The following is an 11,900-nucleotide window of genomic DNA, read 5'->3' on the forward strand; positions in this document are numbered from 1 at the left end:
TTTCGTGGAATTACAATCATTATATATGGGATCGCATACACTTCGTAGGACGATCGATTGCAACCAATAGTCTATCGATGACTGTTTTGGAGAAGGAGGCATAGCGAGTTGTACGCAAAATCGAACGGTATCGTATTTGAAATTGCCAGTGGCGGATATTTGCGCGTAGATTCGGTATCCCCCGGTACGCTGCGGATTCGCCTTCATGAAACGGACGACTTTCCGGAAACCGCCCTCGAACGCTACGGAATCGTCTTACATCGCAGCTCGTGCGACTACGCGCTCGAATACGACGGTCTTACTTGCACAATCCGAACGGACAAAGCGGCGCTTACTGTCGATACGCGAAACGGCTGTCTTTCTTTGTGCAATGAACGCGGCGAAATGCTGACGTGCCAAGCCGAACGCCCCTGGTCCGATGCCGCCCAAGGATTCGGAGCTCATTTCATGCTGGTGGACGGGGAGCGGATATATGGGCTCGGCGATGTGAAGAGAGATCGTATTCAGCACCGGGGACATCGCGCCGAGATGCGGATCGAGAATGTGCACCGCTACGCCCCCGTTCCATTTATGATGAGCAGCCGCCGATGGGGGCTTTTCATAAACACGACTTGGTATCACGAGATCGATATCGGTCATGCGGAGCGCGACTTGTTGACATTCCAAGGGACCGGCGGGATGCTGGACTTCTTCCTGTTTGTCGGCGACTCCTATGCAGAGTTGCTGAATCGCTATACCGACGTGGTCGGAAAGCCGGTATTGCTGCCCGTTTGGGCTTATGGCCTGACTTACGTATGCCACCAACAAGTCAATGCGCGCGAGATGGTGGACGATGCGCTCAATTTCCGCCGGGCGGGTATTCCCTGCGATATGATCGGGCTCGAACCGGGCTGGATGGAAAAAAATAACCATTATTCGGTGGATAAGAACTGGCATCCGGAACGATTTACCCTCCCCCCTTACTCCAAAAAATCCGATACGTTTATCGGCGCGCTGGAAAAGCTCAGCTTTAAGCTTAGCTTATGGCTGACCTGCAGGCATGACTTGAGCATAGAGGAAGAACGTTTGGCGTTGTCGGAGTCGGCTTCGAGCGCAAACCCGACGCTTACCGAAGCGCCCTGGTACGATCATTTGCGGAAGTTTGTCGATCAAGGCGTGAGCGCATTCAAGCTGAGCGGTGCGCCCTTCGGGCTGGAAACGTCCGGACGAAGGTGGGGCAACGGGATGAGCGACGATGAGATGCACAATCTGTATCCGATTTTGTTCGCCAAGCAGCTGCACCTGGGGTATAAAGAGCAGACGGGTCTGCGGTCGATGATCTATATGGCCAACGGGTACACCGGTATGCAAAGATACGCCGCCACATGGGCCGGAACGTCCGAACAGCAGCCGGCTCTCGTCTCCATGCTCAATCACGGAATGTCCGGTCATGTCCATACTACCGACGACATGGACGTCTCTACTCCGGAGGGCATCCACTTCGGTTTTTTGCAGCCGTGGTCGCAGGTGAACAGTTGGGCTTACTGGCGCCATCCTTGCTTGTTGGAACATGACCTGCTGCAAACTTTCCGAACGTATGCCAAATTGCGCTACAGTCTGCTGCCCTACATTTATTCGGCCGCTCACAACGCTGCCCGCACCGGTATGCCGATCCTTCGCGCCATGCCATTGGCATTTCCCGATGATCCGCATTCGGACGAGCTGCTGCATCAGTATATGTTCGGGGATTCGCTTCTCGTAGCCGCATATACCCGTGCCGTTTATTTGCCGGAAGGCGTCTGGATCGACTATTGGACCGGCGCACGGCATAGGGGGCCGAAACAGTTGGAATATGCGGCAGTTGCGCCGGCCGGTGGACCTCTGTTCGTCAAAGCCGGCGCCATCATCCCCGTTTGGCCAGAGCAGAGCCATATCGGGCTGAAGCAGCCGGAGATCATCGGTCTCCACCTGTACCCGTACGGTGAAAGCGAATATGTTCTTATGGAAGACGATGGGGTGACTTACGGGTATTTGGAGCATCGGATCGCCGAAACGAAAATAAGTTGCCGGACGACGGATAAACGAACCACGGTTCAGATCGGTACCCGGAAGGGTCACTATGAGGGAATGCCGTGCAGACGCGGCTACGATGTATACATTCATGTTCCGGCCAAGCCGCTGCAAGTTACGGTAGACGGAAGCTTGGCCGAGGAAACGGTCCATCCGCCGGAAACCGGTTCGGCGCGCAACGGCTGGTATTTTGACCGGTCATCCCGGATCGTTCGCCTCCGACTTGGCGCACAAGAGCATGCGGATAAACTGGAGGACGTGACGATCGAAGTATGCTACGACGCCACTTTTCACCGAGAGAGCCAGGCGAGGCATTTACGTCACGATACACCCGATTCGACCGGAACGAACATGCATTGGGAGACGGAACTGGAAATCGGTCTGGAGACGGGGGATCGCGCCAAGGCGTTTGCGGCGCTCGAGGAATGGTGGGTCGAACGGATCGAGCGGATTCCGAACCTGGACGAAGCACGCGTAAACATGCTTATTATTTGCGGATTGTTCGTTCGCGTCTGCAATCGCCAAGGATGGAACGTACAGACCGTACTCGACGGCGTATACGACGCTTTCGTAAATATACAAACCGTTTTCAAGAAAGAACATGGTTATGACCTCATGCGGCGAGCGGTCCAACAGGTTATCGATTACCGGCGTTCCGCCAAAATGTCCGATATCCACCCGCTGATCAAACAAATAACCGATATCGTGGAAAAAGAGATCGACGGCAATATGACGCTTCACACGATGGCCGATCGGCTGCACGTCAACTCCTCCCACTTGAGCCGGATGTTCAAGAAAGCCGTCGGGCAATCGTTCACCGATTACGTGATGATCCGGAAAATGGAGCGTGCCAAATCGCTGCTCGTCGCAGGCAGCAGCGTCTCGGAAGCGGCATTGCGGCTCGGCTATAAAGATACGAGTCATTTCATTCGGGTGTTTCGCAAATATTGGGGGGTAACTCCCGGCGAATTAAAAATGTAATGAAACCCACAAAGTGAAGCCCTTTCTTCGAAACTGATTCCAATTACTTTGCGGGGGCCCCGAATATATGTGCAAAAAAACCGACACGGTCATCGCCGGGGCGGTTTCCTTGCCGATTCGATGGCTACGCGGAAACGGTGTTCCTTACGCCAGCCCGGCGGCCGCGTATACGTTGCGGTAAGCGTCGGCGGAGCGCCGGAGCAGCTCTTCGCTGGTTTGGGCCGGCGCTTGCCGCGTCAAAAATTCTTGCGCGACCACGCCTTTGTAGCCGATCTGGCTGATCGCCTTCAGGAAGGAGGCGAGATCAATCGCGCCTTCGCCCGGATACAGCCGGTCGTTGTCGAGCACGTCTTCGACCGGGATCGGCTTGGCGTCGTTAATATGCACATGCACGATCTGCTCCGGCTTAAGCGCGAGCAGGTCCTCGACTGTGCCGTCCGTCGTGTACCAATGGTACGCGTCCAAGAGCAGCCCGACGTTCGGCTCGCCGATCGCGGCGATCCAGTCGAGTGTTTCGCCCATCGTCCAGATGAACGGGTTTTTCCAGGCCGCGCAATTGATACGGGCCGACGAATTCAAGGCCGAGACGGATGCCGAAGGCGCCGAGAATTTGCGCGCAGGTCCGCAGCCGCCGTGTGGCGATGGCCATGAAATGCGCCGCCTTGTAGTCGGTCGCAGGCAAAATGTACGTGCAGCAAGCCGTACAGCCTAATTTTGCCGTCACCTCCGCGTCGCGGGCAAATCCGGCGATGTCCGCGAGAAAACGCTCCTCGGACTGCCGCCATTCGACGGACAAGCTGATTGAGCCGATCCGTATGCCATTTTCTGCAAGGAAAGCTTTCGCCCCATCCTCGCCCCGCTCCTCGATCTGAAGCGCGTACGGATGGATGTCGAGCTGATCCGCAAGATGCACGAAATAGCCGTCGAGTACGATACCAAATCAGCGCTTCAACATCGGGGATGAGCCTTGACCTCTTTGGTTTGTTTTTTGGTGAGTGTCAGATGAACGACAATATCAAACTCTCCGCTAGAGGGCAAATGCAAGCCCGAAAGAATACCATTGGAATCCAAATCCTTTACCCGTATGACGTAGTTCCACCCTTTGCGTTCAATATGCGCGAAATTGTTGTAACTTTCATAACCTCTATCTGCGGTAACAATGGTTTCCCTTTGATGGGGGAACGGTCAACCATATCTGCCAGTGCCCTTCCCTCGTTGCACAACCTTCGTGGCTGAACAATGGCATCCACGTAAAGTCTGTTGCACAAGTCATAGGCTGCGTTCAAATGCAGAAGGTTATAGCCTTTCGTGTTCGGTTGACTTTGAAAATAGGTGTCCGTGTCCGCAGAGTCCGTTGCGATATGCAAATCCGAACCGTCAACGGCAAGTAATCGATACCCTCGGTAGTACTTGATATCCGTATACGATTGCGTAAATTCGTGAAACAAGAATTCCACAGCAGACGGCAGGATTTTATTCCTCTGTTGGACAAAAGCAGACGTGGTTGCGGTGTTTACGTCATAGCCCTGCGATTCCAAGAGTTCCTTCTATATGCTGTTGCCGCCCATGGAGATCAGGAGTTGCATAACCGTTTCAAAGGGCAGCTTTTTCTTTCGGGTAAAATCTTTTTCAGGGTTTTTGACATAAGGTGCTAGTGCGGCTGACATTTCTCGTATGAGGGATGTCAGCGTTTCTTTTAGCGAATTCGCGTACTCATTCATTGGCGTAACCTCCTCGTTTTTCCAAGGGGCTTCGCCATACATTTCCATCCGCTTGTCAAGTCCTGTTTTTCTTTTTCGTGCAAAAAAAAGAGCGGGCTATCTTTTCGATAACCTGCTCTTACTCTTGATTTTTGGCCCTTTGCCTTAACTTAATGACATTGGCCATGTGCTCCCTATTTTTGTTAGAGGAGAAAATGCTCGAAGAAATGGAAAATCGAATAATACACGGGGACTGTATGTAAATCATGCCGAAGCTGCCTGATGAAAGCATAGACATGGCTCGAATCCGTCGCACAAAATGTTGTTCTTGATGCAACCAGCCTAAATACCGGACAGCCCGCACGCTTTTGATGCTCCTTGAAATCACCCCCTTTCGTCGGCAAATGCAATCCCTTACCCTTTCACGCTGCCCAGCACGATCCCGCTAATAAAGAAGCGCTGGAGGAACGGATATACGATCAGAACAGGCAACGCGCCAAGCACGAGCTGCGCCGCGCCGAACGTTTTGTTGGATATTTCCTTGAGCAGCTTTTGGTCGCCGACTGCCATAGAAGCCAAATCCTCTTGAACGACCACAGTTTGCAAGTAGCTTTGCAGCGGATACTTTTCGGGCGAGTGCATATAAATAATGCCGTCGAACCACGAATTCCAATGACCGACAATCGCAAAAAGCACAAGCGTCGCCATTGCCGGCATCGAAAGCGGCAAATAAATTTTCCAGAGCACCGTCAAATGGCTCGCCCCGTCGATAAAGGCCGACTCCTCCAACTCCTTCGGCAGCCCGCGGAAAAAGTTGAGCATCAGAATGACACTGAACACCGGCACCGCGTTAGGAATGATCAGCGCCCAGAGCGAGTTCATCAGTCCGGTGCTCTGAACGACCATGTAGGTCGGGATCAAGCCGCCGCCGAACAGGACGGTAAGGAAGAACAGCCATACGTATACGGTTCGCATCCGGAACGCTCCCGTTTCTTTGGATAACGGATAGGCGGCCAGCACGATCATCAGCATATTGACGAAAACGCCGAGCAGCACTCTTTCGACCGAGATGAGCATGGAACGAAGAAACTGCTGCTTGTTCAGCACGTATTCGTAAGCGCTCGTATTGAACTCCACCGGCCACAGCCTGACAAGCCCCGATCCGGCGGCTGAGCTTGAGCTGAACGATATCGCGAGCATTTGCACGAGAGGCAGGAGACATAGAAGCGCCAGCCCCGCTAGAAAGATATAGTTGCAGGTCAGAAACATTTTTCTGGAGAACGACGGTCTCTCTACCATACATTCGTCTCCCCTTCCCCAAGGATAAACGGCTTCGCCGTCCTTTGGGACGCGCGCGTTTACCGTTGAAATATAAGCACTTGATAGGTGAAACATTTAAAATCTTATATTTTAAAAAATCCGGTAATTGGCAAAGCGGTAAGCCAGCCAATACGACAAGCTGATCAAAAGCAGCGAAATGACCGATTTAAACAAGCCTATTGTCGCCGCCAGACTGTACTGCGATTGCTGCAAGCCCATCCGGTATACCATCGTGTCGATAATATCGCCTGTTTCATATACTTGCGGACTGTACAGGATAAATATTTGATCGAACCCGGCATTCAGCACACTTCCGAGACTGAGCGTCAGAAGCAGAACAATGATAGGCCGCATGCCGGGCAGCGTAATATGCCAAGTTTGCCGCAGCCGTCCCGCTCCATCCATCACAGCCGCTTCGTATAAGGACGGATTGATGCTGGTCAGCGCTGCCAGGTAAACAATCGTACTGAAGCCGAACTCCTTCCATTCGTGCGAGATCGCCATGACGAAAGGAAACCAGTTTTTGTTGCCGAGAAAATAAATCGGTTCTACGCCGAACCACGACAGCACTTGATTGACGATCCCTTGCGACGGCGACAAAACATCGATTAAAATACCTCCCGCAATGACCCAGGACAAAAAATGCGGCAAATAAATGAGCGTCTGCACCCCGCGCTTGAACGCCGCTTTTCTTACTTCGTTCAGCAGCAGCGCCGTTGTAATAGGAACGATCTGACCGGCAATGATTTTCATGACCGCGATCACAAGCGTATTCCGAAACACCTTAAACGTATCCGGCAGGCTGAACACATAGGAAAAATTGTCCCATCCGACCCATTCCGAGCCGCGCAGGCCGAGAGTAGGAACGTAATCCTGAAACGCCATCGCGATGCCAGCCATCGGACCGTAATGATAAATGACGAGAATTAACAGTCCCGGCAGGATCATCAGATGCAGGGGCAGCTCTTTTTTGAAATGTCTAATCATAGTTCGATCCTCCGTTCAGGCGGGAAGAAGGGAGACAAGCTCCCTTCCGTCATTTGTTCTTAAACCAGTCGTTGACTTCTTGCGTAATTTCGTCGCCGCCCTGCTTCTTCCATTGTGTGACGAACGAATCGAACGTATCGAGCGAATCGCCCAAAATGATTTTCGTGAACGTCTCCAGCTCCAGCTTGTTGAGGTTCGCCTGTTTTTGCACCATTGCTTGCGTCGGCGTGCCGAAGAATTGGTCGGCCAGGAATTGATTGTTTTTGCCATAGCCGGTAATAATGCTTCCGGAGCCGCCCAAATCGCTGCGGGAAGCCCAGCCCCATAAGCTCATATCGCCCTTTTTAAACTTCTGGATGCTGTCGTATTCCTCGCGCTCTTCCGGAGTAAGCTTGGCCAGTTGATCGGCGGTCGCGGCAGCTCCGCTCTTCAACAGCGATTCCAGATGCACGGAAATTTCCGCATTTTTGAACGATTTGAACATTTTGACCGGTGCGTTCATCCAGTACGAAATTTTCGTGTCTTTGTCATAGTTATACTTCTTGAACAGGTCGTCGGACGAATTCAGGTAGAACAGCTTGATCCATTCCTCCGCCATCTTCAATACCGCTTCCGGATTTTTCGTGCCTTTCTTCACGACCCAGTATCCGTAATTGATATTCAGCGGATGCTGGAGCAGCGCAGGCTTCGCATCAATGGATGGAACCGGATATGGAATCCATTTGGCGTCCTTCGACAAGTTATTGGCAAGTGGCGAAATCCCGTTGTTCATCGTGCCGTAGAACATGCCGATCTGGCTGGCGCCGATGTTTTCGTTCACTTTCCCCATATTTTTGACGCCGAATTCTTTGTCGATCAAGTTCGCTTTGTACATCTCCTGCAGCTTGGCAAGCGCAGTTTTCATTTCCGGCTGGATGCTGCTGTACGCCAACTGGCCGCCCGCATCTTTGATCCACATGCTTTTGTAGGCGTGGAAACCGTTCATTAGCCCAACCGTTTGCCCCAAATCTTTATCGAGCGCATAGCCGAACGTATCGTTCTTGCCGTTACCGTCCGGGTCTTTGGTAGCGAATGCTTCCGCGATAGCGAACACATCCTGCAGCGTTTTCGGCGCGGGCAGGTTGAGCTTCTTCATCCAGTCCTCGCGCACCCACAGAACCGGCACCGATTCTTTCGATACGCCCGTAAATGGAAGTCCCATCAGCTTTCCTTTGATCGTCGCCGATTCTACGACTTCTTTGCCAGCTTCTTCGACCAGCTTCTTGACGTTTTCCGGTGCGTTATTTTTGTACACATTGGTCAAATCTTCGATTAGGCCGGCTTTCTCAAGCTGCACGAGCTGGGTTGGCGTCGCCAGGAAAAAGTCAGGAATGTCGCGCGAAGCGATCATCAAATTCGTTTTTTGCTCCAGCTCCGCAAGCGGCACTTCCCATAACGTTTTGACCGTGACGCCCAATTGATCCTTCAAATAACGCGACCACGCATTGTTGTTCAAATCGTCGCCGCTCGCGTATTTGGCGGAAGCGTTGTACGTGAAATTGACTGTCGTCAGCTCGATCGGCGGATCGTACTTGCCTCCTTTTCCTGCTTCTTCGGATGCTTTCGGTTGAACGCTTTGCCCTGCCGACGGGCGGGTCGTCGGTTTCGACGTCTCCCCAGTTGTTCCCCCTTTGTCCGTACTGCAGCCGGAAATGACAGCCGTCAAGGCTAATGAAGCTATCATTGCCGCTTTGCTGATTGTACTGATGCATTGTTTCATGCCCCTGCACGCTCCTCTTTATAGTTGACCGCTGGCAGCCGCTTGCGTCCGGCACCGCGATACGCTTACAATAACCGATCATCCGCCGCAGCGAAATTCACACTTTCTCACTTCTTGCCCACCGCTTGTGAATGGCTATAATCGAATATTTTCGGATTAATTGCATATTGCCCGCTTGCTGACGGCTTTCGCGCCCTGTGCTACAATGACACTACAGTTTTGGGCGCGTATGCCGCATTCGTTATGAAGGAGATGGCTTGTCTGAAATCACTTCCTATGCCGCTGCACAAAAATTCCTTGTTCACCAAGCTGTTGACCGGCTTTATTACGATTATCGTCCTGCTCGTTTCATTCAATTTCTATTCGTTCTCTTTTTTCAGCCGCAACGTTCAGCACGAAATCATCGGCAACAACGAGCAAAACCTCGCCAACACGGTAGAACGTTACGAAAATCATATCCGGATTATTCAAGGCGTCGTGACCCGGCTGTTTTTCACCGACAGCGTCATTCTGCTGAACGAGCTTGGCAACGGCAGCAAATTCGATCCGGTCAACCAAATTATCGCCGAAATCAAAAACATCATGAACAACGATCTGCTCTTTCTCGATAATATCATCCTGCAATTTCGCAAGAACGAGTTTGTGATAGACAAGAACGGCACCGGCACCGCCGGCATCTATTACGTCAAAAACAATGCCAGCAAAGATTATAGCGTCGATTACTGGAAGGAACAACTGGAATTGAAATTCCCGATGAAAATCGGCAAAACTTCCGAGTTTTTCGACAAGTTCAACGGCCGCAGCAACGGTCTGCTCTTGCCGATTATTTTCAAGAACGAGCTTTACGAGCAGTTGTTTATTGCCGTTATGCTCGATCCGGCCAAGATGCACCAGGCTTTCCGCAACTCCAATCAAAGCCGGTTTTACCTGCTTAACGACGCCGGGACGACGCTGTACGCTTCCGCTGCGGACCATTTGACCCCGCTCCCGCCGCTGCCGGCGGATAAATCGTACGTTCAGCAAGACGATCATTATTATTTCTATAAAAAAGGAAGCTTAACGGGGCTTACTTATTTGGCCGTCATTCCGAACGGCAACATCGCGCAGCAAGTATCACGGATCAATTATATCCTGATCGCCTTGCTTGTTCTGGCCGTCGCGCTCAGCGTCGTCATTTCGGTTATTCTCAGCATCAAATTCAACAGCCCGATCCAGAAAATGATGCACGCCCTTCAGCGCATCCATCCGGTCGGTCCGTTAAGCAGCAATATTCGCGAATACAATTACCTGTACGACAATATTAAACGGATCATCCACGTCAACCGGGAAATCCATACCGACCTCGACCAGAAGAACTACCAACTGAAGCATTTGCGGTATTTGTACAAGCTGAAAAATATTTACCATACGCTCGACTCCGGCGAAGAGATGCAAAAATCGTTTTATTTGATCGTCTTTCATCTGACCATGACGCCGCGATTTTATCAGCTTGTCGCCTTCGAGCAGGACCGTGCCACCTATTTCGTCAAAGAATTTGTCAGCATCGCACTGGACGAAAAATACGCGGATACCGTCACGATGCAGGTCGAGCAGGATCAAATCCTCTCGCTCGTCTTTGACGAGGACGGCGATGCCGAGCGTATGGTCGAGACGCTGCGCGAGCTGAAGCGGGTATTCGATCAGGACAAGGAATATTGCTACTTGACGATCGCCATGCGTCCGACATTATGCACGCTTGCGGAGTTTTCGCAGGCGTATGAGGAAACATCGGCGATGGTCGACAAGCGGAGGCCGAAGCGCGAGACGCAAATTATCGCCGAGCCGCTTGTCGAGCCTGCGGATGCGGGCTTTACCCCGGCCGAGGAGCAGGAGTTTCTCGTGCAGCTGCAAGCGGGCAATCGCGCGAATGTGCTCGACACCGTCTCCCGCATCATGAAGCGGATGGACCGCCGGGAAGCGTCGGCCGGCCAATATGTCAACTTCGCGAAGGAGATCGTCGCCAAGACGGTGAAAGCGCTGATCGCCATGAACCTGGACATCAGCGAAATGCTTGAGCGCCATGTTCCATATCAGCGAATCAAGGAATGTTTTACGCCGGAGGAGTTTGCGGATTTTTGCGAGTGGTTTCTGACGGAAGCGTTGCGGATGATCCAGGACAAGAAGGAAGGCAGCGATCCGGCGATCCGGTTTGTGACGGACTACATGGAAAACCATTGCGGCGAAGACATTTCGCTGGAGATGACGGCCGATAAAATCAACATGTCCGCGAACTATTTCTCGAAATATTTCAAGGAGAAAACCGGGATGAACTTCTCCGACTATTTGACCGAACTGCGCATCCGCAAAGCCAAAGTTTTGCTGGTGGAGTCCGACCATAAAATTCAGCATATCGCCGAACAAGTCGGCTACGTCAATGTCAATTCCTTCATTCGGATGTTCAAGAAGGTGACGGGAACGACGCCCGGAGAGTATAAGCGGCATCATCAGATGGGAAGATAGCGTTAATCTGAATTCGACAGCAAAATCAAAAGCTGACGTCCTGTCTTGGGACGTCAGCTTTTCGTTTACCGTGGTAAACGACTTCCTGACGAAGTGGCTTTAAGCCTCAATTGCGATTGTTTAATGGAAAGACGGTACAGCCCGCAGTCGTACCGTCTTTTCTTTGTCACCTATTGTTCAAACAATAAGCCTTTTGCTACAATAAATATTATATATAATATAAAATTTATTACCTAAACGGGCCTGTATTGTTATCGATATTAAACATACGCGGAGGTAACTATGTTGTATCCCGGCTATGCAGAAAACAAAGATGTCGAACCGCTGAGTCTCCCCCATTTTCCAACCGTTCAGCAAACGGTGGTATGGCGCAATTGGGAGCGGCATATTCTTCCCTACAATCAGCTGCTGGACTTGAGACGAAGGCTTACATGAATATGGCATTCAATTACCGACAATGGTGAATACCACATCTTCGTCGGCGCCCGCCGCGAGGAACTCAACGTTGTCGGGATTATCGGGTATCAGTACGGCCTATATCTGCAGCGCTTCCTCGGTAGAGAACAAGATCATGAGGAAGCCGTCGCGTTTGCCAAATATGTTAC

The 11,900-nt window shown here is 51.7% G+C and carries 8 protein-coding genes; 2 read left to right on the forward strand and 6 right to left on the reverse strand.

The genetic code is table 11. The features are described from left to right. Positions 1 to 108 precede the first annotated feature (108 nt). The gene (locus tag ACKGJP_RS06830; RefSeq protein WP_409344919.1) at positions 109 to 3,030 is read left to right on the forward strand and encodes a TIM-barrel domain-containing protein; all 2,922 of its coding nucleotides are present in this window, start codon (positions 109 to 111) and stop codon (positions 3,028 to 3,030) included. A 144-nt stretch (positions 3,031 to 3,174) separates the two neighbouring features. Here ACKGJP_RS06830 and ACKGJP_RS06835 read toward each other — a convergent pair whose 3' ends face one another. The 6 genes from ACKGJP_RS06835 to ACKGJP_RS06860 all read right to left on the reverse strand — a co-directional run bounded on the left by ACKGJP_RS06835 (position 3,175) and on the right by ACKGJP_RS06860 (position 8,796). Then, a complete protein-coding gene (locus ACKGJP_RS06835; RefSeq protein WP_409344920.1) occupies positions 3,175 to 3,609 on the reverse strand; it encodes a sugar phosphate isomerase/epimerase family protein in 435 nt (144 codons plus the stop codon). Positions 3,610 to 3,978: 369 nt separating this feature from the next. After that, positions 3,979 to 4,191 carry a transposase gene (locus ACKGJP_RS06840; protein ID WP_409347091.1) on the reverse strand — a complete coding sequence of 71 codons (213 nt, stop codon included), beginning with the start codon at positions 4,189 to 4,191 and terminating at the stop codon, positions 3,979 to 3,981. Positions 4,192 to 4,577: 386 nt separating this feature from the next. Beyond that, positions 4,578 to 4,751 carry a hypothetical protein gene (locus ACKGJP_RS06845; protein ID WP_409344921.1) on the reverse strand — a complete coding sequence of 58 codons (174 nt, stop codon included), beginning with the start codon at positions 4,749 to 4,751 and terminating at the stop codon, positions 4,578 to 4,580. Positions 4,752 to 5,144: 393 nt separating this feature from the next. Then, positions 5,145 to 6,029 (reverse strand): carbohydrate ABC transporter permease, encoded by an 885-nt coding sequence (locus tag ACKGJP_RS06850; protein ID WP_409344922.1) that lies wholly within the window; start codon positions 6,027 to 6,029, stop codon positions 5,145 to 5,147. Positions 6,030 to 6,140: 111 nt separating this feature from the next. Continuing rightward, positions 6,141 to 7,037, reverse strand: a complete 897-nt coding sequence (locus ACKGJP_RS06855; protein ID WP_409344923.1) for an ABC transporter permease — start codon at positions 7,035 to 7,037, stop codon at positions 6,141 to 6,143. A 49-nt stretch (positions 7,038 to 7,086) separates the two neighbouring features. Continuing rightward, complete coding sequence (locus ACKGJP_RS06860; RefSeq protein WP_409344924.1) at positions 7,087 to 8,796, reverse strand: extracellular solute-binding protein; 1,710 nt, start codon at positions 8,794 to 8,796, stop codon at positions 7,087 to 7,089. A 276-nt stretch (positions 8,797 to 9,072) separates the two neighbouring features. Here ACKGJP_RS06860 and ACKGJP_RS06865 point away from each other — a divergent pair, with 276 nt between their 5' ends. Beyond that, positions 9,073 to 11,295, forward strand: a complete 2,223-nt coding sequence (locus tag ACKGJP_RS06865; RefSeq protein ID WP_409344925.1) for a helix-turn-helix domain-containing protein — start codon at positions 9,073 to 9,075, stop codon at positions 11,293 to 11,295. The last annotated feature ends 605 nt before the right edge of the window (positions 11,296 to 11,900 follow it).

The sequence above is a fragment of the Paenibacillus litoralis genome (assembly GCF_046244365.1).
Taxonomy (GTDB): domain Bacteria; phylum Bacillota; class Bacilli; order Paenibacillales; family NBRC-103111; genus Paenibacillus_V.